19 protein-coding genes are annotated in these 22369 nt (G+C 71.5%); 7 read left to right on the forward strand and 12 right to left on the reverse strand.

Annotation, left to right across the window (positions count from 1 at the left end):
- Nucleotides 1-60 precede the first annotated feature (60 nt).
- Together IO24_RS0103055 and IO24_RS0103060 are read left to right on the forward strand one after the other, a co-directional pair.
- Complete coding sequence (locus tag IO24_RS0103055) at nt 61-1512, forward strand: aldehyde dehydrogenase (protein ID WP_031131473.1); 1452 nt, start codon at nt 61-63, stop codon at nt 1510-1512.
- Nucleotides 1513-1514: 2 nt separating this feature from the next.
- Nucleotides 1515-1748 carry a ferredoxin gene (locus IO24_RS0103060; RefSeq protein WP_031131475.1) on the forward strand — a complete coding sequence of 78 codons (234 nt, stop codon included), beginning with the start codon at nt 1515-1517 and terminating at the stop codon, nt 1746-1748.
- 291 nt (nt 1749-2039) lie between these two features.
- On the opposite strand, the gene IO24_RS0103065 is transcribed toward IO24_RS0103060, so the two are convergent.
- Nucleotides 2040-2699, reverse strand: a complete 660-nt coding sequence (locus IO24_RS0103065; RefSeq protein ID WP_031131477.1) for a TetR family transcriptional regulator — start codon at nt 2697-2699, stop codon at nt 2040-2042.
- Nucleotides 2700-2909: 210 nt separating this feature from the next.
- Between IO24_RS0103065 and IO24_RS0103070 the strand changes: the two genes are divergently transcribed.
- The 3 genes from IO24_RS0103070 to IO24_RS0103080 are packed head-to-tail and all read left to right on the forward strand — an operon-like array spanning nt 2910 to nt 6630.
- Nucleotides 2910-4820: a glycosyltransferase gene (locus tag IO24_RS0103070; protein WP_234335137.1), complete on the forward strand. Its 1911-nt coding sequence runs from the start codon at nt 2910-2912 to the stop codon at nt 4818-4820.
- Complete coding sequence (locus IO24_RS0103075) at nt 4814-5563, forward strand: class I SAM-dependent methyltransferase (RefSeq protein WP_031131482.1); 750 nt, start codon at nt 4814-4816, stop codon at nt 5561-5563. Before IO24_RS0103070 ends, IO24_RS0103075 begins: the two co-directional genes overlap by 7 nt.
- Nucleotides 5560-6630 carry a prenyltransferase/squalene oxidase repeat-containing protein gene (locus IO24_RS0103080; protein ID WP_031131484.1) on the forward strand — a complete coding sequence of 357 codons (1071 nt, stop codon included), beginning with the start codon at nt 5560-5562 and terminating at the stop codon, nt 6628-6630. The genes IO24_RS0103075 and IO24_RS0103080 overlap by 4 nt, the downstream gene beginning before the upstream one ends.
- A gap of 124 nt (nt 6631-6754) precedes the next feature.
- On the opposite strand, the gene IO24_RS0103085 is transcribed toward IO24_RS0103080, so the two are convergent.
- The 11 genes from IO24_RS0103085 to IO24_RS0103140 form a co-directional block, all read right to left on the reverse strand.
- Nucleotides 6755-8113, reverse strand: coding sequence for a cytochrome P450 (locus IO24_RS0103085; protein WP_031131486.1), 1359 nt, complete (start codon nt 8111-8113; stop codon nt 6755-6757).
- A gap of 85 nt (nt 8114-8198) precedes the next feature.
- Nucleotides 8199-9560: a cytochrome P450 gene (locus IO24_RS0103090; RefSeq protein ID WP_045295799.1), complete on the reverse strand. Its 1362-nt coding sequence runs from the start codon at nt 9558-9560 to the stop codon at nt 8199-8201.
- Nucleotides 9561-9570: 10 nt separating this feature from the next.
- The gene (locus IO24_RS0103095) at nt 9571-10479 is read right to left on the reverse strand and encodes a terpene synthase family protein (RefSeq protein ID WP_031131490.1); all 909 of its coding nucleotides are present in this window, start codon (nt 10477-10479) and stop codon (nt 9571-9573) included.
- Nucleotides 10476-11543 (reverse strand): polyprenyl synthetase family protein, encoded by a 1068-nt coding sequence (locus IO24_RS0103100; protein WP_031131492.1) that lies wholly within the window; start codon nt 11541-11543, stop codon nt 10476-10478. Before IO24_RS0103100 ends, IO24_RS0103095 begins: the two co-directional genes overlap by 4 nt.
- 1290 nt (nt 11544-12833) lie before the next feature.
- Complete coding sequence (locus IO24_RS0103110; protein ID WP_031131495.1) at nt 12834-13127, reverse strand: hypothetical protein; 294 nt, start codon at nt 13125-13127, stop codon at nt 12834-12836.
- Between the two features lie 46 nt (nt 13128-13173).
- Nucleotides 13174-14184, reverse strand: coding sequence for an LLM class F420-dependent oxidoreductase (locus IO24_RS0103115; protein ID WP_031131497.1), 1011 nt, complete (start codon nt 14182-14184; stop codon nt 13174-13176).
- A gap of 99 nt (nt 14185-14283) precedes the next feature.
- On the reverse strand, nt 14284-15123 hold the full coding sequence (locus IO24_RS0103120; RefSeq protein WP_031131500.1) for a DUF5336 domain-containing protein: 840 nt from the start codon (nt 15121-15123) through the stop codon (nt 14284-14286).
- A gap of 157 nt (nt 15124-15280) precedes the next feature.
- A complete protein-coding gene (locus IO24_RS0103125; RefSeq protein WP_031131502.1) occupies nt 15281-16231 on the reverse strand; it encodes an N-acetylmuramoyl-L-alanine amidase in 951 nt (316 codons plus the stop codon).
- A gap of 63 nt (nt 16232-16294) precedes the next feature.
- On the reverse strand, nt 16295-16582 hold the full coding sequence (locus tag IO24_RS0103130; protein WP_031131504.1) for a hypothetical protein: 288 nt from the start codon (nt 16580-16582) through the stop codon (nt 16295-16297).
- Between the two features lie 107 nt (nt 16583-16689).
- The gene (locus IO24_RS0103135; RefSeq protein ID WP_031131506.1) at nt 16690-17340 is read right to left on the reverse strand and encodes a class I SAM-dependent methyltransferase; all 651 of its coding nucleotides are present in this window, start codon (nt 17338-17340) and stop codon (nt 16690-16692) included.
- Between the two features lie 112 nt (nt 17341-17452).
- Nucleotides 17453-19192 (reverse strand): MFS transporter, encoded by a 1740-nt coding sequence (locus tag IO24_RS0103140; protein ID WP_031131509.1) that lies wholly within the window; start codon nt 19190-19192, stop codon nt 17453-17455.
- 268 nt (nt 19193-19460) lie between these two features.
- Between IO24_RS0103140 and IO24_RS0103145 the strand changes: the two genes are divergently transcribed.
- Nucleotides 19461-20831, forward strand: a complete 1371-nt coding sequence (locus IO24_RS0103145; protein ID WP_031131511.1) for a cytochrome P450 — start codon at nt 19461-19463, stop codon at nt 20829-20831.
- Nucleotides 20832-20899: 68 nt separating this feature from the next.
- The gene (locus tag IO24_RS0103150) at nt 20900-22351 is read left to right on the forward strand and encodes an MFS transporter (protein ID WP_031131513.1); all 1452 of its coding nucleotides are present in this window, start codon (nt 20900-20902) and stop codon (nt 22349-22351) included.
- Nucleotides 22352-22369 lie beyond the last annotated feature (18 nt).

Consider the following 22369-nt stretch of genomic DNA (forward strand, 5'->3'; position numbering starts at 1 on the left):
TGGTATCAGTGGGCGTATCTGATGTGCCGTCAGAAGACGCTCCCGGGGAGGCGGTCGGCCATGACCGAGCTCGTGGAACACGGACAGCTGTTCATCGGCGGGGAGTTGACCGACCCCCTGGGCCAGGACGTCATCGAGGTGATCTCGCCGCACACCGAGGAGGTCATCGGACGCGTCCCGCACGCCTCCACGGCCGATGTGGACCGGGCCGTGGCGGCGGCGCGGCGGGCGTTCGACGAGGGGCCCTGGCCGCGGATGAGCCTCGACGAGCGGATCGAGGTCGTCAGCCGGATCAAGGACGCCATCGCCGTCCGGCACGACGAGATCGCCCGCGTGATCTCCGCCCAGAACGGCTCGCCGTACTCCTGGAGCGTCCTCGCCCAGGCGCTCGGGGCGGTGATGGTCTGGGACTCCGCGATCACCGTCGCGCGGAACTTCACCCACGAGGAGCGACGCGACGGCGTGCTCGGCACGATCCTCGTGCGGCGCGAGCCCGTCGGGGTCGTCGCGGCAGTCGCCCCCTGGAACGTCCCGCAGTTCGTCGCCGCCGCCAAACTCGCCCCGGCGCTCCTCACCGGCTGCACGGTCGTGCTCAAGCCCTCGCCCGAGTCGCCGCTCGACGCCTATCTGCTCGGCGAGATCGCCCGCGAGGCCGGGCTGCCGGAGGGGGTGCTGTCGATCCTGCCCGCCGACCGGGAGGTGAGCGAGTACCTGGTCGGGCACCCCGGGGTCGACAAGGTGTCCTTCACCGGGTCCGTCGCGGCCGGAAAGCGCGTGATGGAGGTCGCCGCCCGCAACCTCACGCGCGTGACCCTGGAACTGGGCGGCAAGTCGGCTGCCGTCGTCCTGCCCGACGCGGACGTCGAGACGGCCGTGGCGGGCATCGCCCCCGCGGCCTGGATGAACAACGGGCAGGCCTGCGTCGCCCAGACCCGCATCCTCCTGCCCCGCTCCCGCTACGACGAGTTCGCCGACGCCCTAGCCGCCGCGGCGGGCGCCCTGGCCGTCGGCGACCCGCTGGACCCGGCCACCCAGGTGGGGCCGCTGGTGGCCCGGCGGCAGCAGCAGCGCAACCTCGACTACATCCGCATCGGGCAGGAGGAAGGCGCCAAGATCCTCACCGGCGGCGGCCGCCCGGCCGGCCTCGACCGCGGCTGGTACGTCGAACCCACCCTCTTCGGCGACGTCGACAACTCCATGCGCATCGCCCGCGAGGAGATCTTCGGCCCGGTGATCTGTCTGCTGCCCTACGACGACGAGTCCGACGCCGTGAAGATCGCGAACGACTCCGACTACGGGCTCAGCGGCAGCGTCTGGACCGCGGACGTCGAGCACGGCATCGACATCGCCCGCCGGGTCCGTACCGGCACGTACTCCGTCAACACCTTCAGCCTGGACATGCTGGGCCCCTTCGGCGGCTACAAGAACTCCGGTCTGGGGCGGGAGTTCGGGCCGGAGGGATACGGCGAGTACCTGGAGCACAAGATGATCCACCTCCCGGCACAGGCGTAGCGATGGGCGACCGCTGGCACGTCGAGGTCGACCGCTCCCTGTGCATCGGCTCCGCGCAGTGCCTCCACCACGCGCCGGACGGCTTCCGCCTGGACGCCGCCCGCCAGTCCCACCCGGCCGCCCCGGACATGGGCGCGAACGAGAGGGTGCTGGAGGCGGCGGAGAGCTGTCCTGTGGAGGCGATCGTGATCACGCTGGGGGACGGCGGGGAGGCGGTGTTCCCGCCGGAGGGGTAGCGCCCGAAGAATCATGAAGAGAGGGGTTTCTTTCTCTTATGGGCGTTATATCCTTGAAGTCGGCCTACGAGGCGAGTGAGGGAGTCCGACCGGAGTAGCCGACGTCGGCGGGAAGTTTCGGCTTCCGCGGGTGCCGACTGCGACGGTAGGGCTGAGAGGCCGGAAGGGCGCAGGGCCGAGAGGCCGGGCGACCGGAAGGCGACCCCCATCACCTGATCCGGACCATACCGGCGAAGGGAACCCGTCTCGTAGGTCCTCGTCGTGTGCGGGGGCCCAGTCGTGTCCGTGGGCCTACGGGGTGGTCGGCGCGGTCAGGTCGATCAGACGGCACACCGTCTCGATGTCGATCTTCACCTGGGCGATCGAGGCGCGCCCCGACAGCCAGGTGATCAGCGCCGAATGCCACGTGTGCTCGATGACCCGGACCGCCGAGAGCTGCTCCGGGGTCGGGTTCTCCTGGCCCATCGCGTCCAGGATGATCGCCGTCGTCTGACGGGAGACCTGGTCGACCTCCGGGCTCACACTGCGGTCGGCGAACGTCAGCGCGCGGACCATCGCATCGGCCAGATGCGGCTCGCGCTGCAGCGCCCGGAAGGCCCGCATCAGCGTCTCCGCGACCCGCTCGGCCGCCGTCTCGCCCTGCGGGGGCTTCTTCCGCAGCGTGCCGTGCATGTGCTCCAACTGGTCCTGCATCGTGGCGACCAGCAGGTGGATCTTGGACGGGAAGTAGCGGTACAGCGTGCCCAGCGCCACCTGGGAGGACTCCGCGACCTCGCGCATCTGCACGGCGTCGAAGCCGCCCCGGCTGGCCAACTGCGCACTCGCGTGCAGGATGCGGCGGCGGCGGGCCTCCTGCCGCTCCGTGAGGGGCGGGGAGGCGGGGGCTGCCGCTCTGGCTTCCACCTTGGCCGGCTTGTTCACCTTGGCGCTCACCTTGGCTTCCGCGGGCATGGGTCGATCCCGTCCGTGACCGTCCGTGAGGACGAGTGATCACACAGCATGGCACGGCGCCGGCCGTGGCGTGAATCACCTGATCCACTACTCACAGCGCCCCTACCTGCCGGTAGATTCAGAGCCTCCGAACGATCAAGTCTGAAACTTGTTCTAGATTAGCGTCCCGGCGTAATCTCGCGGGACAGTGCAGGGAGAAGGGGGCCGAGAGTGACCGCTGAGGCCAGGGAGGCCGGGGCTACGGAGGGCCCCGCCGCCGACGGCTTGCGACCGCTCCACATCGCGCTCCTCACCTATAAAGGGAACCCGTTCTGCGGCGGACAGGGCGTCTATGTCCGGCATCTCTCCCGCGAACTGGCCCGCCTCGGCCACCAGGTCGAGGTCATCGGCGCCCAGCCGTACCCCGTCCTCGACGAGGGCTACGACGCGCTGAGCCTCACCGAGCTGCCCAGCCTCGACCTGTACCGCCAGCCGGATCCTTTCCGCACGCCGGGGCGCGGCGAGTACCGCGACTGGATCGACGCGCTGGAAGTCGCGACGATGTGGACGGGCGGCTTCCCGGAGCCGCTCACCTTCTCGCTCCGCGCACGCCGCCACCTGCGCGCCCGGCGCGGCGAGTTCGACGTCGTGCACGACAACCAGACCCTCGGCTACGGCCTGCTGGGCGATGTCGGCGCGCCCCTGGTGACGACCATCCACCACCCCATCACCGTGGACCGGCAGTTGGAGCTGGACGCGGCGGAGGGACGCAGGCGGCGCCTCTCGGTGCGGCGCTGGTACGCCTTCACCCGCATGCAGAAGCGCGTCGCGCGCCGGCTGCCGTCCGTGCTCACCGTGTCCGGCACGTCGCAGCAGGAGATCATCGACCACCTCGGTGTCCGGCGGGACCGCATCCACGTGGTCCACATCGGCGCCGACACCGACCTGTTCTCGCCGGACCCCTCGGTGCCGGTGGTGCCGGGCCGGATCGTGACGACGTCCAGCGCGGACGTGCCGCTGAAGGGCCTGGTGTATCTCGTCGAGGCGCTGGCCAAGGCACGGACCGAACATCCCGACGCCCACCTCGTCGTCGTCGGCAAGCGGCCGACCGAAGGGCCGGTCGCCCAGGCGATGGAGCGGTACGGCCTCGCCGGGGCCGTCGAGTTCGTCAAGGGCATCACCGACGCGGAACTCGTCGACCTCGTGCGCTCGGCGCAGGTCGCGTGCGTGCCGTCGCTCTACGAGGGCTTCTCGCTGCCGGCCGCGGAGGCCATGGCGACGGGGACGCCGTTGCTGGCCACGACCGGTGGTGCCATACCCGAGGTCGCCGGCCGCGACGGGGAGACGTGCCTGGCGGTACCACCCGGCGACGCCGACGCGCTGGCCGCCGGCCTGGGCCGCCTGCTTTCCGACGCCGACTTGCGCGCCCGCCTCGGCACGGCCGGGCGTGAACGGGTGCTGCGGCACTTCACCTGGGCCAGTGCCGCGGAGGGCACGGTGGCCCGCTACCGCGAGGCGATCGCCCGGGCCGGTCATGACGGCAGGCACGCCGCCCCCGAGACTCCCACCCGCCCCGCAACACCGCGGACCGGTTCCGCCCCGAAGATTCCCGGCCCTTCCGTACCGGGGGACACCGGCTCCGCGCCGGTGATTTCCGGCCGTTCGGCGTCGGGCGATGCCGGGTCCGCGCCGGAACTTCCCGGCGGCTCCGCGCCGGGTGACACCGGATCCGTGCCGGTGGTCTCCGGCCGTTCCGCGTCGGGCGCTTTCGAACGCTCCGTGCCCCGGTCTCCGGGCCGCTCCGCGGCCTCTTCGGGGGCCGGGCCGGGAGCTCCAGGGGGTGCCGGTTCCGTAGGTGCGGCGGGTGTGGGTTCCCCGGCGTCGGCGGGCACCGGCTCCGCCACTGAGACGGACGCCGGTTCTGCGGCCCTCCGGCCTGCCACTGAGGCGGATGCCGGATCCGCGGCCGTCCGGTCCGACGCTTCGGTGGATGCCGGGTCCACGGCCGCCGGTCCCGTCACCTCGGCGAGTGCCGGATCCGTGGCTGTGGCCGGTGCCGGGGACGTGACCCCGGCGGGTGCCGGATCCGCGGCTCCCACAGATGTAGAAGGCGTCAACTCCGAAAGCAGGGCCACGTGCTGACCGTCGACTTCTCCCGGTTCCCGCTGGCACCGGGTGACCGTGTGCTGGATCTCGGCTGCGGTGCCGGGCGGCACGCGTTCGAGTGCTACCGGCGTGGCGCGCAGGTCGTGGCGCTGGACCAGAACGCCGAGGAGATCCGCGAGGTCGCGAAGTGGTTCGCGGCGATGAAGGAGGCCGGGGAGGCACCCGAGGGCGCCACCGCCACGGCCATGGAGGGCGACGCCCTCGCGCTGCCCTTCCCCGACGAGTCCTTCGACGTCGTGATCATCTCCGAGGTGATGGAGCACATCCCGGATGACAAGGGCGTCCTCGCGGAGATGGTGCGGGTGCTGAAGCCCGGCGGGCGCATCGCCGTCACCGTCCCGCGCTACGGCCCCGAGAAGGTCTGCTGGACCCTCTCCGACGCCTACCACGAGGTCGAGGGCGGCCACATCCGCATCTACAAGGCGGACGAACTGGTGGAGAAGATCCGCGAGGCCGGCCTCGAGCCCTACGGCACGCACCACGCACACGCCCTGCACTCGCCCTACTGGTGGCTCAAGTGCGCGTTCGGCGTCGACAACGACCAGGCCCTGCCGGTGCGGGCGTACCACAAGCTGCTCGTCTGGGACATCATGAAGAAACCGCTGGCCACCCGGGTCGCCGAGCAGGCGTTGAACCCGCTGATCGGCAAGAGCTTCGTGGCGTACGCGACCAAGCCGCACCTGCCGCGTCTGGCCGACACCGGGGCGGACGCCAAGTGACCACTCCCCGGACGGAACATCTGGTCCTGCCCGGGGTCCTCACCGCGGGGGAGGCCGCCGCGACCGTCGCCGGCATCCTCGCCGTGCAGCGCGAGGACGGTGCCATCCCCTGGTTCCGGGGGCACCACCTCGACCCGTGGGACCACGTCGAGGCGGCCATGGCCCTGGACACCGCCGGCGAGCACGAGGCCGCGGAGCGGGCCTACCTGTGGCTGGCCCGGCATCAGAACGAGGACGGCTCCTGGTACGCCGCCTACACCGACGGCGAGTCCGACGCGGTCACCGACCGGGGCCGCGAGACCAACTTCGTCGCCTACATAGCCGTCGGCGTCTGGCACCACCACCTCTCCACCGGCGACGACGCGTTCCTGGACCGGATGTGGCCGGCGGTGTACGCGGCAGTGGAGTTCGTGCTCCGCCTCCAGCAGCCGGGCGGCCAGATCGGCTGGCGGCGCGACGACGACGGTACGGAGACGACGGACGCCCTGCTGACGGGGAGCTCCTCCATCCACCACGCGCTGCGCTGCGCACTGGCCATCGCCGAGCAGCGGGAAGAGCCGCAACCGGACTGGGAGTTGGCGGCGGGTGCGCTGCGGCACGCCATACGTCACCACCCCGAGCGGTTCCTCGACAAGAACCGGTACTCGATGGACTGGTACTACCCGGTGCTCGGCGGTGCGCTGACCGGCGCGGAGGCCAAGGACCGTATCGAGGAGGCCTGGGACCGGTTCGTCGTCCCCGGGCTGGGCGTGCGGTGCGTGGTTCCCAACCCGTGGGTGACGGGGGGTGAGTCCGCCGAACTCGCGCTCGCCCTGTGGGTGATGGGGGAGTCGGACCGCGCGCTGGAGATCCTGCAGTCGATCCAGCACCTGCGCGATCCGGAGAGCGGGCTGTACTGGACCGGGTACGTCTTCGACGACGGCGCGATCTGGCCCCGGGAACTGACCACGTGGACGGCGGGGTCGCTGTTGCTGGCCGTGGCCGCGCTGGGCGGGCACGAGGCGACGTGTGCGGTGTTCGGCGGGGAGCACTTGCCGATGGGGCTCGAGGCGGAGTGCTGCGCCTGAGAGCGCGGTTCGTGGTTGATGCCCGTCGGCCTGGTGCCACGGCCCCGGACGCCGATCTCGCCGACCTGCGGTGGCGCCCCAGCCCGGCGCTCCGCGGCCTGCGCTCGCTTCCCGTCGCCTTCCGCTAACGCCGTTCGGGCACCATCGGCAGCGGCCCGGCCGTCAGACTCATCTCGGCCCGGGGCGAGACAGTGGTGCCCGGCACGGGCCGCAGACGCCAGTGGGAGGCGAGGGCGGCCAGCGCGAGCGTCGCCTCCGTCATCCCGAAGACGTCGCCGATGCACTTGCGGCTGCCCGCCCCGAACGGCAGATACGAGCCGCGGGTGACGTCCCCGGCGCGCTCGGGCACCCACCGGTCCGGGTCGAAGGCCTCCGGGCGCGGGAAGAACTCCGGCATGCGGTGGATGACGTAGGGGCTGATCAGGATATCCGTCCCGGCCGGCAGCCGCTGACCGGCGAGTTCGGTGGGCTGGGTGGTCATCCTGGTGAACATCCAGGCCGGCGGGTACAGGCGCAGGGTCTCGGTGAAGATCCGCTGGGTGTGGGCGAGCTTCGGTACGTCGGCGTACGTCGGCGTACGACCGCCCAGCACCTCGTCCACCTCGGCGTGCAGCCGCGCCTCAGCCTCGGGTTGGGTCGCCAGCAGATGCCAGGCCCAGGTCAGGGCGCTCGCGGTGGTCTCCACGCCGGCCAGCAGCAGGGTCATGACCTGGTCGTGGACCTCCCGGTCGGTCAGCGCGCCGCCGTCCTCGTCGTCCCGCGCGGCCAGCAGTGCCGACAGCAGGTCGCCGCGGTCCTCGCCAGAGCGCCGGTAGTCCCCGACGATGCCGTCGATGAGGGTGTGCAGCCGGTCGAGCGCGGCGTCGAACTCACGGTTGGCGGCCAGCGGCAGCCTGGCGATCAGGCCGGTGGGATCGAGCGCCCGGCGGAACGCGCCGCGCACCATGACAGGAAGGCTGCGCTGGACCTCCGCGACGGACTGCGGCGCCATCTCCGTCGAGAACAGCGCGCGTGCCGTCACCCGTGCGGTCAGCGCCTGCATGGCGTCACCGACGTCGACCGGCCGGCCCGGCCGCCAGGTCTCGGCGTGCGTCGCGCACTCCTCGCGCATCACCTCGGCGTACGTCGCGATGCGCGTGGTGTGGAAGGCGGGCTGGACCATCCGCCGCTGTCTGCGGTGGTCGGCCCAGTCGGAGGTGATCAGCCCGTTGCCGAGGATGGGACGGGCCTTCTCCTTCACCGGGCCTCCGGTGTCGTAGACCCGCGCGTTCAGCAGCACGTCCTGCACCAGCTCCGGATGACAGGGCAGATAGGTGAGCCGGGTGCCCAGCCGCAGTTCGACCAGGTCGCCCAGGGCGGGCAGCGACGAAAGGTACTCCAGAGGACGGCGCGCCAGGTGCAGCGCGTGACCCGCCAGCGGTAGCCGGCCCGGCGCCCTGGCGATCCGCCACCTGCGCCTGACCGGGTCGGATTGGGTCTTCATGCCGGATGCGCCCCCTGAGACGGTACGAACGGAGAGAAGGGAGATGAGGGAGAGAAGGGAATGGGAGAAGAAGGGGCAGGACAGGTCAGCGGCGTTCCAGAACCATGGGCAGCGGGCCCGCCTCCAGAGTGGCCTTCGGCTCGGGACGCAGCCGGCTGCCGGGGGCCGGGCGCAGCCGCCAGCGCGCGGCGACGGTCGCGACGATCAGCGCCGTCTCGGTGAGCGCGAGGACGTCGCCGATGCACTTGTGGCTGCCCGCGCCGAACGGCAGTAGTGCCCCGCGCGGTACCCGGGCCGCCCGCTCACCCTCCCAGCGCCCCGGGTCGAAGGTCTCGGGGTCCGGGAAGAGTTCGGGATTGTGGTGCAGGGCGTAGGCGCTGTACATGATCATCGTCCGTGCGGGGATGGCCCGGCCGCCGAGTTCGACGTCCTCGGCTGTGACCCGCATCGCCATCCACGACGGCGGATACAGCCGGAGCGCCTCGGTGATGACGTTGCGGGTGTACGGCAGCGCGGGCAGGTCGTCGTAGACCGGCGTCCGGCCCTCCAGTGCGCTGTCCACCTCGGCGTGCACCCGCTGCTCCACCTCGGGAAGCGTGCCCATCAGGTGGAAGACGAACGCCAGGGTGGAGGCGGTGGTCTCGCTGCCGGCGACCAGGAAGGTGACGACCTGGTCCAGGACCTGGGCGTCGTCCAGCTTCTCCCCGGTCTCGGGCAACTCCGCCCGCAGCAGGGTGGACAGCAGGTCGCCGTGGTCGGCGCCAGACCGGCGGCGCAGCGCGATCATGTCCGCCACGATCTGCCGCAGCCGTGTGTTGGCGTGGTCGTAGGCGCGTCTTCCAGGGGTGGGCAGTTTCTCCAGGATGCCCAGCGGGGCGACGGTCCGCCGGTAGATGCCCTGCGAGACCGTCCGCAGGCACTGCCGGGCCTCCTCGATGGTGTCCTCGTCGAGCCCGGTGGAGAACAGGGTGCGGGCGGCGACCCGCATCAGCAGGGCGTGCATGGCGTCGCCGATGTCCCGGATCTCGCCGGCCCGCCAGCCGTCGGTGACGGTGCGGGTGTCCGCGGCCACCGCCGTCGTGTATGCGGCGATCCTGGTGGTGTGGAACGCGGGCTGGATCAGCCGCCGCTGGAAGCGATGCTCCTCGCCGCGGGAGACCGACAGGCTGTTGCCGAGGAGCTGGCGCGCCTTGTCGAAGACGCCGCCCTTGTCGAAGACGCGCGGGTTGAGCAGGACGTGCCGGACCAGTTCGGGATGGACGGCGAGATAGGCGCGGGTGGGGCCGAGCCGGACTTCGACCAGGTCGCCGTGGGCGGGAAGCGAGGCCAGGAACTCCAACGGGCGGCGCCACAGTGCGGGCACGTGTCCGAGCAGCGGCACGGCGCCGGGAGCGGCGCCGATCTGCCAGGGCCGTTCCACCGAGGGCGACCTGGGGGCGGGGGGCATCTCGGGTCCCCTACTGGATCCGTGAGTTGACGTCGTTGACCGCGGCCTGGTAGCGCCGGTCGCGGGTGGTCCAGACGAAGTTGCCCTGGATGAGGTCGAGCAGCACGTCCCGGGTGAGCGGGTCGAACGCCTTGATGCACTCCATGTCCTCGGCCATGTCGTCGAGGCGGGCCTGGAAGAACGCCTGGAAGTCGGCCTCGTCGGACATGTCGCACAGTCGGAAGCAGTTGGTGATCTGCCCGAGGGCCTGCTCGCGTTCGTAGGAGTAGAAGTCGTTGACTATGGCCAGGCCACGGGTGGTCATCCGGGCGGCCAGCCCCGTCTTGGAGTGCTCGGTCAGCTCGGGGTGGCGGTAGATCGGGTACGACATCCGCATCCAGAAGTCCACGCCGACATCGGTGACGCGGAAGCGGAAGTACTGCTCGGGCGAGGTGCCGCAGAGCACTCTCTTGAGCTCCGAGTCACGGAACATGTGGTCGCTGGTGACGAAGGCGCGGGCGCCCTCGTAGGCGAACTCCGCGTCCTGCGGGGTGTAGTACCGCTCGCACACCGCGCGCAGCTGGGGCAGGAAAAGGTCGAAGTCGTGCAAGGCGGGGTCCATGTCGTCCCACACGAAGGTCACGCAGTTGAGCACGCAGACGGCCTTGAACGCCTCCATGTCCTTGAGGTGGCGGGCGCTCTGCGACCAGCGCACGACGTCCATGTAGGAGATCCAGCGCTTGTCGGAGACGCTCTTGCCGAGCGGGGCGACCGCGCGGTTGCAGGCGTCGATGACCTCGCGCAGCTCGGCGTCCGTCATCGGCACCTTCTGGGCCTCGTACCCGAGGTGCCGGTCGAAGAGGGCGGCGAACCGGTCGGTGCACTCCTGCCAGTGGCGGGCCGTCCCCGCCGGGGCCGGTGCGGTCAGATCCGCGGTCATGAGTTCCTCCTGGTGGCAGTGGCGGCGAGGTGTTTGAGGGCGGTGACCGCGTCGGCGGTGAAGGGGGCGGCGTCCAGCACGCCCAGCGCCTGCCGGTAACGGTCATCGATCAGGCGTTCCACGGCGTCCCGGGCGCCGGTGGCCGCGAAGATCGCGCGGACCTCCTCGGCGCCGGTCTCGTCCAGGCCGGTATCGCCGATCAGCGTGCGCAGCCGGGCGCGTTGTGCCGAGTCACCCGCGCGCAGTGCCAGCGCGACCAGGGTGGTGTTCTTGCCGGCCCGCAGGTCGTCCAGTCGTGACTTGCCGGTGTCCCGGGCCTCGCCGTACACGCCCAGCAGATCGTCGCGGAGCTGGAAGGCCTCCCCGAGGGGCAGCGCGAACGCCGTGCAGGCTGCCAGGGTCGGGGCGTCGGCGCCCGCGAGGGCGGCGCCGATGTGCAGCGGCCGTTCCACCGTGTACTTGGCGGTCTTGTAGCGGTTGACGGTCAGGGTGGCATCGACGTCGTCGGTGAGCTCGCCGGTCGCCCGCAGGTCCAGGTACTGGCCGAGCATGACTTCGGTGCGCATCTCGGTGACGACCGGCAGCACCGCCGCCGACTGCGCGGGGGTGAGATCGGCCGTGTGCAGCAGGTCGTCCGACCAGGCGAAGGCGAGATCGCCCAGCAGCACAGCGCCGCCGATTCCGAAACGCTCGGTGCGCTCGTCGCCGCGTTCCCCGGCGAGTGTCCGGTGGATGGTCGGACGACCGCGCCGGGTGTCGCTGTCGTCCATGATGTCGTCATGGATGAGAGTGAACGCGTGAAACATCTCCAGTGACGCGGCCACACGTACCACGGTCGTCAAGTCATTTTCTCCGCCGGCCGCCTGCCAGCCCAGCACGGTGAGGATCGGCCGTATTCGCTTGCCGCCCACCATGAATTCTTCCAGCAATTCCACGAACTGGGATAACTGTCGTTGCCCGGAGCTCATTCGTTGATTTTCCAGGAAATCAAAGAGGACGGTGTCCACGGCGGCCCTCGTGGCGACCGGGTCCAGCATGTCGGGAGATATGGTGTGGGTACTCATGTTTTTGTGCTACATCCCCACTCGTAGGGCCCGTCAAATCGGTTCCGCGCACGAAACGGTATACACCGGCATTCCCGCGCCGCGCCGAGCGCTGGGCGGGGAGGGTGACGCGGGGGAATGGCGTTCGGTCGGAATACCGTCAGACGGGCCGGATGATGGGCGGGCAAAGGGACGGTCGGCCGCCCGCCGGGAAGGTCACGGCCTGACGAGGTCCGCGGGGCGACACGGCCCGGCGCACCGCGGGTCCGAAGTGTCAGGGGGTCTGCTCGGCCCGGAGTTCCGTGACGGCGCAGCGGCCCGGGTCGGAACGCCGCCTCCGCCGCGGGGACTGATGGGGTCGACGTCATGGCCATCGCCCATCTCGTCCATGGTCCGGTGGGCGAGGCAGATCATCCGGGGAGTCGTCTCACGGATGGCCCGGGCGGTGAACACCGGGTCGGCCGGAACGCACAGCCGACGGTGCGCCTCCCCGTCCCGCATCAGCTTCCGGCTCCGGGTGGCCGGCGTGATCGGGCTGTCCTGTCCGCCCCGTTGTGCGGCCCATTTCGGGTCTGGTGGACATTCACCGGATAACTCGGGCTTTCGCGGAATTGCGACGATCTCATCGCATCCGAAGACCACCCGGTGCCCGTGCGGCGTCCGAGGAAATAAAAGTTCGTTGCCCGGTGACTCCATGCCAGTCTCCCCCATGAGTTCGGCAGGCAGGACCGCCGGTCCGCCTAAGCGGCCGAGATCCCGGTGGTCGAATACTAGGCACACGGGGGGCGTGGGTGACAAGGCCCGCCCTCCCTGGACACCGACCTCGACTCGTATTACGTTCGAGTCGTTGGCGAGCACACCGGTCAGAGCAGCAGGGGGATGAGCGGTGAGATGCACTATTTTCCAGGATGTGCGCGAAGCCTTCCGCACTCAGGCGCGCGAGTAATCGAGGCGGAGGTCGTACCCGTCTATTCGGAATGGGAAACCGCCGGCCGAGTGCCACGTGATGTGCAGCGAGGTGGGCAAACTCGGCATGGAGGAGCGGCGCCGCTGCCGGGCTTCGTCCGGCGCCCTGGTGACCGCCATTGCGACCGCCGAGCCGGAGCCCGGCTCGGACGTGGCCGGTGTCCGGACGGCGGCCGAGCTGTCCTGGGGCGGCACGCCCTGCGTACTCGACCACAGGAGCGACCCGTCGGTGAGGTGGCGGGCGGGCCGGGCGACGCCCTCGCACGTTCGTGCTCGCCGACCGCAGGGTCACCGCGAACGCACGCGGGGGCTCGCCCCTGAGGGACGAGCCCCGCAGGACACTTCTCAGTGCCGGTGTACTCGATTGGCGATGGCGTGCCCGATGAACAGGTACACCACCGCTGCCAGGCCGTAGCCGCAGACCACTCGGGCCCACGCCTCGTCGAAGGTGAACAGGTCGTGCGACCAGCCTGCGAGCCAGCGGGCCGCGTCGTGGATGAACTGGACGAAGGAGTTGCCGGGGTTGGCGTCCAGCAGGTACATCAGGATCCAGAGACCCAGGATCAGGGCCATGATGTCGGCCACGACCGCCACGATCGTGCCGGCTTGATTCGCACCGTTGCGATATCGAGGGGACATACCTTCCGGATTGCCCTTGAACTCTGGATGAAACCCGGGGATTCGCTCAGGAGTTCAACTCCGCGAGAACGCGCAGGGTGTGCGGGTCGGGGCTGAGCACCAGGAGGTCCGTCACCGGGCCCTTGCGCCACAACTCCAGTCGCTGTGCGATCCGTTCGCGCGGACCGACCAGGGAGATCTCGTCGGCGAAGGCGTCGGGGACCGCCAGCACGGCCTCCTCCCGGCGGCCGCAGAGGAACAGCTCCTGGATGCGGCGGGCCTCGGCCTCGTAGCCCATGCGGGCCATCAGGTCGGCGTGGAAGTTGCGGGCCGCGTGGCCCATGCCGCCGATGTAGAAGCCGAGCATCGCCTTGACGGGCAGCAGGCCTTCGGTGACGTCGTCGCAGACCCGGGCCCGGGCCATCGGCGCGACCAGAAAACCCTCGGGCAGATCGGCCAGGGCCGGGCCGTAGACCTCCGGCCGGGTCGGCGACCAGTACAGCGGAAGCCAGCCGTCGGCGATCCGGGCCGTCTGGGCGACGTTCTTCGGGCCCTCCGCGCCGAGCAGGATCGGCAGATCGGGGCGGAGCGGGTGGGTGATCGGCTTGAGGGGTTTGCCGAGGCCCGTGGCGTCCGGTCCCCGGTAGGGGTGGGAGTGGAAGCGGCCGGCCAGTTCGACGGGGGCCTCGCGGCGCAGCACTTGCCGCACGACGTCGACGTACTCACGGGTGGCGGTGAGCGGGGAGGCGGGGAACGGGCGGCCGTACCAGCCCTCGACGACCTGCGGACCGGACAGTCCGAGGCCCAGCATCATGCGGCCGCCGGACAGGTGGTCCAGGGTGAGGGCGTGCATGGCGGTCGTGGCCGGTGACCGGGCCGCCATCTGCGCGACGGCCGTGCCGAGCCGGATGCGGGAGGTGTGCGCCGCGATCCAGGTGAGCGGGGTGAACGCGTCCGAGCCCCAGGACTCCGCCGTCCAGACGGAGTCGTAGCCGAGCCGTTCCGCCTCCTGCGCGAGGGGCACATGGCCGGGAGAGGGGCCGCGGCCCCAGTAGCCGAGCGCGAGACCGAGCCGCATCTCTACTCCTTGACGGTCCGTCAGTTCGGAGCGGGACGCCGACTGTACGACAACGGCCCCCCGCCCGGAAGGGCGAGGGGCCGTGAGAGGTCGCGGGGCTCAGCCGCGCTGGATGCCCGACGTGTCCTGAAGGACACCGCGACGGCCGTCCTGCGTCTGGGCGACCAGGGCCGCGCCGCGCTGCTCGACGGCCAGGTACCAGGTACCCGGGGCGAGTTCGGCGATCGGCGTGGGCGAACCGTCCTCCGCGAACAGCGGCCGCGGCACCGGCACCGCGAACCAGAACGGGGAGAAGTCCCCGGCCGGCGGCTGCGGAGCCTGCGCCTGCGCTTGCGGGGGCTGCGGCTGCCCGCCGTACGGCTGACCGGGCTGCCCCGGCTGCGGGTGGCCGTACCCACCGGGCTGCTGCGCACCCGGGTAGCCGTAACCACCGGGAGCCTGGGCGCCGTAGGGCTGCGGAGCGGCCGGGCGGGGCGCCGGGAGGAGAGCGCCCTTGAGGGCCGGGACGAGGGGGGTGGCGAGGGCGGCGGCGGCCATCAGCAGCGTGGCGACGAGGGCGAGGATCAGGCCGATGCCGGGGCTCGGAGCGCCCTCGCTCGCGTTCTCACCGATGTTGTCGAAGCCGCTGGGCGCGTCGAAGATGTTGCCGAGCGCGCTCCACGCGGCGAACACCGTGAAGGCGGCGCCGAACTGGCCGAGCTCGATTCCCGCGACCTTCGGGGCCTGCGGCAGGCCCCGGGAGACGACGACGAGCGCGGCGCCGATGATCCCGGCCAGCACGACGCTGAACACGACCGGGCCGCTGCCCCACAGCATGGGGAGGTCGACGCTGTCGGGGACATTGTCGAACGAGTAGAGGTCGAGGAACGACGCGATCAACAGCAATACCGCTGCTCCGATCACCACGCCGTCGCCCCGAGTGAGGGAGCGGATATTCACTTCAGGTCCTTCGTAGGTCGTCTCATCGTCGGTAGAGGCGTCGCTGTCACCATGCCGCCGTCCGGACTCGGTGTGAAGCGCGGGGGTGGCCCCTCATCGTAGGAGGACCCTATCGTCCGCCCGGTCAGGGTGTCCGCCGGGATCTGCCGGTCCGGGACTACCCGCGCAGAAAACTCACGATTCCCTCGGAGATCCCTTGCGCCGCCTTCTGTCGCCACGCGCCGCTGGTGAGCAACGCCGCGTCCTTGCTATCGCGCATGTTGCCGCACTCGATGAACACCTTGGGAACCGTTGACAGATTGAGACCGCCCAGGTCCTTACGCGTGACGAGACCGCTGCCGTCGCCGACGTAGTCGGAGGGCGCGCTGCCGGTGACGGCCACGAAGCGGCCCGCGACGCGCTCGCCGAGATCGCGGGAGGGGCCGACGATCGCCCGGGTGTCCGCGGCGCCCGCCTTGACCGCGCCGGGCAGGATCACGTGGAAGCCGCGGTTGCCGGCGCCCGAGCCGTCCGCGTGGACCGAGACCACGGCGTCGGCCTTCGCCTCGTTGCCGATCCGGGCCCGCTCGTCCACGCACGGCCCGAACGGCCGGTCGCCGTCCTGCGTCAGTTTCACGGTGGCGCCCTGCTCCTGAAGGAGCGTGCGCATCCGGTGCGCCACGTCCAGCGTGAACTTCGCCTCGGTGTAACCGTCGTTGGTGGACGTGCCCGTGGTGTCGCACTCCTTACGGTTCGTCCCGATGTCCACCTTGCGGTTGATCTCGGAGGCGTGCCGGAAGTTGCCCGGGTTGTGCCCCGGGTCGATGACGACGACCTTGCCCTTGAGCGGACCGGAGGCGGCCGGCGCGGAGGCCGAGGACGTGTCGGTGGGCTTCGGTGAGGCGCCCGGCTCCTTGGCGTCGTCGGAGGGCGCGCTCGACGCGGCGGGCGGGGAGGACCGTACGGTCGCCTGTCCCGACCCCCCGTCATTCCCCGAGCCGCCCGCCGTCTCGTACACCAGCCAGCCGAGCAGCGCCCCCGGGACCAGCGCGGCGAGCGCGACGGTCAGGGGGCCGCGGCGGGGGCGGCGGGGCTGGGGAGGTTCGAAGTCCGGGCCTGCGTACGACACGCCTGCCACCCTAGCGGCCGTGCGCGGGGGCGGTGGTCCGAGGACGGCCCGACCGGGTGGCGGCTACGTCCCGTTCCCGCCGCCGTCCCCGTGCCGTACCGCCTCCTTCACCCGCGCCTCGATCTCCTGGCGCGGTGTGCCCTCCTGCTTCGCGTACCCGGTCACCGCCGCCTGGACGTCCCGGGCGAGGTCGCGCCAGGCGCGCCAGGCCGTCTCCCAGGTGGTGGTCTGCCGGTCGCTCCACTTGGTCTGGGTGGGCGGCCCGTACGCGTCCTGGAGGTGACGCACGCGGGCGTACGCCTCGTCCGCCGCGCGCTGCTTCTCCACGAGCTCTGCGAAGGTGTGTGCCACGCGCCCGGATCCTTGGGCAGCGGCTCTCGCCCGCCGACTCGCCACGCCGCCCGTGGGCCGACCGGGAGGGGGTGCGGGGTGTGCAGTTCACCCGCCCAGCCGTTCCCTCAGATGCCCGGGCCCGTGCGCCGCAGGACGCGCAGCGAGTCCGTCGCGGAGACCTCGGTGAACGCGCCGGACTCAAGGGCCCGGAGGTAGACGCGGTACGGGGCCTGGCCGGTGAACTCGTCCTGCGGGTCGGGGAAGACGTCGTGGATGAGCAGCAGCCCGCCCTCGGCGACGTGCGGGGCCCAGCCCTCGTAGTCGGCGGTGGCGTGCTTGTCGGTGTGGCCGCCGTCGATGAAGACGAACCCCAGCGGCGTCCGCCAGAACGCGGCGATCTGCGGGGAACGCCCGACCAGCGCCACCACGTGCTCCTCCAGGCCGGCCCGGTGCAGCGTGCGGCGGAACGTGGGCAGCGTGTCCATCAGGCCGAGCTCGGGGTCGACCGTCTGTGGGTCGTGGTACTCCCAGCCGGGCTGCTGCTCCTCGCTGCCGCGGTGGTGGTCGACGGTGAGCGCGCTGACCCCGGCCTGGCGGGCCGCGTCGGCGAGCAGGACCGTGGACCGGCCGCAGTAGGTGCCGACCTCCAGCAGCGGCAGCCCGAGCCGCCCGGCCTCCACGGCCGCCGCGTACAGCGCCAGGCCCTCGCCGACCGGCATGAACCCCTTCGCCGCCTCGAACGCGGCCAGGATCTCGGGCTTCGGGGCCGCGGGCATGGGGTTCCTCTCGGTCGTACGACGGTCAGCGCGCCCATCGTGCCGTACCCCCTGCCGCGGGGACGACAGGGGGTACCGGTGAGTAGGCGGGGTCACGCGATGTCACGCGGGGTCAGGCGGGGACCGTCTCGCCCGGCAGGGACAGGTCCAGGTCGACCGGGCGCTCGTCGCCCGCGTGGGTCGCGGACGAGGCGAGCGGGCCATGGCCCGCGGCCCGGGCGGCCACGACGTAGGAGCCCTGGGCGGGGACGGTGAGCGCGTAGCTGCCGTCCTCGGCGGAGAGCGTCGCGCCGGCCTGACGGCCGCGGCGGTCGATCAGCGTGACCTTGGCGCGGGCGACCGGGGAGCCGTCGGCGCCCAGCACCCGGCCGCGGAAGCCGCGCAGGACCCGCTCGGCGCGCTCCAGCGCCGCGTCCTCCTCGCTGCTGGCGCGCAACTGGGGCCTGTTCGACGGACGCCGGCCCGGCAGGAACAGCGCCAGGAGCAGGCCCACGGCGACCGCGCCCGTGGCGATCAGGAAGGAGACCCGGAAGCCGTGCATGGTGGGGATCTCGACGCCGCCGACGTTGTTCGCGGTGTTCGCCAGCACCATGCCGATCACGGCGCTCGACACCGACGTGCCGATGGAACGCATCAGGGTGTTGAGGCCGTTCGCCGCACCCGTCTCCGACGCCGGGACCGCGCCCACGATCAGCGCGGGCAGCGAGGAGTAGGCCAGGCCGATGCCGGCGCCCAGGAGGACCGAGATGATCAGGCTCTGCCAGGCTGCGCTCATGAGGCCGAGGCCGGCGCCGTAGCCGATCGCGATGATCAGCAGGCCGAGGATCAGCGTGACCTTGGGGCCGTACTTCGCGGACAGCCGGGCGTAGACCGGCGCCGTGAACATCATCGTCAGGCCGAGCGGCGCGACCAGCAGACCCGCGACGACCATCGACTGGCCGAGGCCGTAGCCGGTGGACTTCGGCAGCTGGAGCAGCTGGGGCAGGACCAGGGAGACGACGTAGAAGGAGACGCCGACCATGATCGAGGCGAGGTTGGTGAAGAGCACGGCCGGGCGGGCCGTGGTGCGCAGGTCGACCAGCGGGGCCTTCAGGCGCAGCTCCATCACGCCCCACAGGAGCAGGACGACCGCGGCGGCGCCGAACAGGCCGAGCGTGGTGCCCGACGCCCAGCCCCAGTCGCTGCCCTTGGTGATCGGCAGCAGGAACAGGACGAGCCCGGCGGAGAGCCCGAGCGCGCCCGGCAGGTCGAAGGTGCCCTCGGCGCGCATCGGGGACTCCGGTACGACGAGGAGGGTGAGGCCGATGGCGAGCAGGCCGAGACCGGCGGCGCCGTAGTAGAGGGCGTGCCAGTCGCTGTGCTGGGCGACCAGGGCGGCGGCGGGCAGGGCGAGGCCGCCGCCGACGCCTATGGAGGAGCTCATCAGGGCCATCGCCGAGCCGAGCTTCTCGCGGGGCAGCATGTCGCGCATCAGGCCGATGCCGAGCGGGATCGCGCCCATCGCGAAGCCCTGGAGCGTACGGCCGGTGATCATGAGCAGCAGATCGCTGGTGAGCGCGCTGACCAGGGCGCCGACGACCATCACCGCCAGGCTCAGGATCAGCATGCGGCGCTTGCCGTAGAGGTCGCCGAGGCGGCCCATGATCGGGGTGGCCACCGCACCCGAGAGCAGGGTCGAGGTGAGGACCCAGGTCGCGTTGCTGGGGGTGGTGTCCAGCAGTTGCGGCAGATCCTTGATCACCGGAACGAGCAGGGTCTGCATCACCGCGACAACGATGCCCGCGAAGGCGAGCACCGGGACCACGGCCCCGCTCGCTCTGCCGGCCGGGCGGTCTGTCGTCGTCTGCGTCATGGAAGAGGGCCTCCAGGCCGGGGTGCGTCGGGTTACGTGGGATCTGAACCTCGTATGTGCAGGCAACTATTCCGTTGCTTTGGCACCCTAACGAAAACTTGACCTTCTCTTGGTCTCGCCGGGGGATTGCGTGGGCGGGCCCGGGGCCCGGGACCTGTGTCCTCGGTCGGCGTCGGGCGTGGCGCAGGACACGTTCATGACGGGATTGCGCCGGCGAAGGTTCAGGGAAGTCATAGGGGCGCCCACGATTGCCCTGAAGGGATGACCCGTGACGTCCACTGCGCCTCCCCCCATACCCCGAGCCGCAGGATCGTTTCCGTTCATCGGCCACGCTCTGAAGATGCGCGACAACCTCGGCTTCATCGACTCGCTGCGCGAGACACGGGAACCACTCGTCGAGATCGTCCTGCAACCCGGGACGCGCACCGTCGTGGTCCAGGACCCGGCCCTGATCCACCAGATGCTCAAGGCCCTGGGGCCCACCCTCGACAAGGGCCGGCTCTACGACAAGCTGGGCCAGCTGCTGGGCGACAGCGTCGTCACCGCCATCGGCCGCAACCACGTACGCAAACGCCGCCAACTGCAACCGGCGTTCGCCCACACCGAGATCAGCCGGTACGTCGACATCATGCGCGCCGAGGTGACGGCCACGGTCGCCGGCTGGGAGCCCGGGCGGACCCTCGACGTACGCGAGGCGATGGTCGGGCTCAGCCTCGACATGCTGGCCAAGACGGTGTTCGCCGGCAGCCTCGACGACGCCGTCTTCCGCCGGCTGCGCAGCGACCTGTCGGTGGTGCTGAACGACGTCGGTGTGCGCATCATGCTGCCCGACTGGGCCGAGCGCCTGCCGCTGCCCTTCAACCGCCGCTTCGACCGGGCCCAGGCCGGCGTGCGCGCCACCGTCAACGCCGCCGTCGAAGAACTGCAGGCCTCCGGGCACGACACCGGGGACATGCTCTCCATGCTGCTGCGCGCCGTCGACGAGGAGACCGGCGAGCCGCTGACCGGGCACCAGATCTGCTCCGAGATCCTCACCCTGGCCGTGGCGGGCACCGAGACCACCGCGTCGGTCATGTCCTGGGCCCTGTACGAACTCGCCCGCCACCCCGGCGTCGAGGCCCGGGTCCTGGCCGAGCTGGACGAGGTCCTCGGCGAACGGCCGGTCACCTTCGACCACGTGACCCGGCTGCCGTACCTGAACCGGGTGATCACCGAGACCCTGCGGCTGCACCACCCGGGCTGGCTGGTCACCCGCCGCACCACCCAGGAGACCCGGCTCGGCGAGTGGACGCTGCCCGCGGGCACTGAACTGGCCTACTGCCAGCACGCCCTGCACCGCGACCCCGAGCGCTTCCCCGACCCGCTCACCTTCGACCCGGACCGGTGGACCGACCCCGCGCAGGAGCCCCCGCCGGGCGCGTTCCTGCCCTTCGGGGACGGCAAGCACAAGTGCATGGGGGACCGTCTCGCCCTCACCGAGATGGTCACGGCGCTCGCGACGATGCTGCGTTCGGTACGGCTGGAACTCGCCGAGGGCCAGGTCATCCGCCAGGTCGCCCGGCTCACCGTACGGCCGCGCAGCCTGCGGATGACCGTCCACCCCCGCAACCGCCCCCGAGCCGGGGCCGGCCTCAGATAGGTCCCGGCACCGAGGGACCGGACCGGCCCGGTGAAATCACGATGCAAGGGTGCAAGGCGGTTGAGAGCATGACACCCATGCTCGAATCCGCCGATGACGCCAGCGCCCGCATATCCCGACTGCCCCGGCTGCGTCCGCGCGGGGCGCCGCCGATGTGGCTCGTCGTCGCGCTCACCTGCGCCGGGCAGTTCCTCGTCGTGCTGGACGTGTCCGTCGTCAACGTGGCGCTGCCGTCGATGCGGACCGGGCTGGGGCTCGGCGAGCAGGGCCTGCAGTGGGTGGTGAACGCCTACGCCATCGCCTTCGCCGGGTTCATGCTGCTCGGCGGGCGCGCCGGGGACCTGTACGGCCGCAAGCGGATGTTCCTCGTCGGGCTCGGCCTGTTCACCCTGGCCTCGCTGGCCGGCGGGCTGGCACAGGAGGAGTGGCAGCTGCTGCTCGCGCGGGCCGTGCAGGGTCTGGGCGCGGCGGTGCTGGCGCCCTCCACGCTGACGATCCTCATGGCGTCGGTGCCGGAAGGGGCCGCGCGAGCCCGGGCGATAGGGACCTGGACCGCGGTCGGGGCCGGCGGCGGCGCGGCGGGCGGGCTGGTCGGCGGGCTGCTGGTGGAGACGCTCTCCTGGCGCTGGGTGCTGCTGATCAACGTGCCCATCGGCGCCGTGGTGCTGTGCGCCGCCGCCTGGTTCCTCACCGAGGGCCGGGCCGGGGACGGGCGGCGCCTCGACCTGCCGGGCGCGCTGCTCGTCACGGCCGGCCTCGGCACGCTGGCCTACGGCATCTCCCAGACGGAGGCGGCGGGCTGGACGGCAGCGGCCACCCTGCTGCCCCTGCTCGCCGGGCTGGTCCTGCTCGCGGCGTTCCTCGCGGTCGAGGCCCGCACGGCGAGCCCGCTGATGCCGCTCGGTCTCCTGCGCGTCCGCGCGGTCTCCTCCGCGAACGTCTCGATGTTCCTGTGCGGCTCGGCGATGTTCTGCATGTGGTTCTTCATGACCCTCTACGCGCAGAACGTCCTCGGCTACACCCCGATCGAGGCCGGCTTCGCCCTGGTCCCGAGCTCCCTCGCCGTCATCCTCGGCTCCAAGCTCGCACCCCGTCTGATGCGCCCGATCGGCCCGCGCAACGTCGCCGCGCTGGGCACCCTGGTCGCCGTGGCCGGCTTCGCCTGGCAGTCCACGATGACCCCCGACGGCTCCTACGCCACGGCGATCCTCGTCCCCGGCGTCCTCATGATGCTCGGCGCGGGCCTGGCGGCGACCCCCCTCGCCTCCCTGGCCACGTCCGGCGCGGCCCCCGAAGAGGCAGGCCTGGTCTCCGGACTCGTCAACACGTCCCGCACGATGGGCGGTTCCCTGGGCCTGGCCGTCCTGTCCACCCTGGCGGCGGCCGAGTCGGCGGGCCACACGACCCCGCACGCCCTGACCGAGGGCTACGCACTCGCGTTCCGCGTGGGGGCCGTGGTCCTGGCGGCCGGGGTCGTCCTGATGTGGGTGTGGCTGCCGCGGCGGGCGGCCCAGGCTTGAGCCGGTGGCTCCCGCCTC

This window comes from Streptomyces flavovariabilis, assembly GCF_000725785.1.
Taxonomy (GTDB): Bacteria; Actinomycetota; Actinomycetes; order Streptomycetales; family Streptomycetaceae; genus Streptomyces; species Streptomyces hawaiiensis.

Excerpts from the sequence above, each read along its gene's own strand:
- IO24_RS0103055 (WP_031131473.1), top strand. The coding sequence starts at position 61 with ATGACCGAGCTCGTGGAACACGGACAGCTGTTCATCGGCGGGGAGTTG.
- IO24_RS0103060 (WP_031131475.1), top strand. The coding sequence starts at position 1,515 with ATGGGCGACCGCTGGCACGTCGAGGTCGACCGCTCCCTGTGCATCGGC.
- IO24_RS0103065 (WP_031131477.1), bottom strand. The coding sequence starts at position 2,699 with ATGCCCGCGGAAGCCAAGGTGAGCGCCAAGGTGAACAAGCCGGCCAAG.
- IO24_RS0103085 (WP_031131486.1), bottom strand. The coding sequence starts at position 8,113 with ATGAAGACCCAATCCGACCCGGTCAGGCGCAGGTGGCGGATCGCCAGG.
- IO24_RS0103090 (WP_045295799.1), bottom strand. The coding sequence starts at position 9,560 with ATGCCCCCCGCCCCCAGGTCGCCCTCGGTGGAACGGCCCTGGCAGATC.
- IO24_RS0103095 (WP_031131490.1), bottom strand. The coding sequence starts at position 10,479 with ATGACCGCGGATCTGACCGCACCGGCCCCGGCGGGGACGGCCCGCCAC.
- IO24_RS0103100 (WP_031131492.1), bottom strand. The coding sequence starts at position 11,543 with ATGAGTACCCACACCATATCTCCCGACATGCTGGACCCGGTCGCCACG.
- IO24_RS0103110 (WP_031131495.1), bottom strand. The coding sequence starts at position 13,127 with ATGTCCCCTCGATATCGCAACGGTGCGAATCAAGCCGGCACGATCGTG.
- IO24_RS0103115 (WP_031131497.1), bottom strand. The coding sequence starts at position 14,184 with ATGCGGCTCGGTCTCGCGCTCGGCTACTGGGGCCGCGGCCCCTCTCCC.
- IO24_RS0103135 (WP_031131506.1), bottom strand. The coding sequence starts at position 17,340 with ATGCCCGCGGCCCCGAAGCCCGAGATCCTGGCCGCGTTCGAGGCGGCG.
- IO24_RS0103140 (WP_031131509.1), bottom strand. The coding sequence starts at position 19,192 with ATGACGCAGACGACGACAGACCGCCCGGCCGGCAGAGCGAGCGGGGCC.
- IO24_RS0103150 (WP_031131513.1), top strand. The coding sequence starts at position 20,900 with ATGACACCCATGCTCGAATCCGCCGATGACGCCAGCGCCCGCATATCC.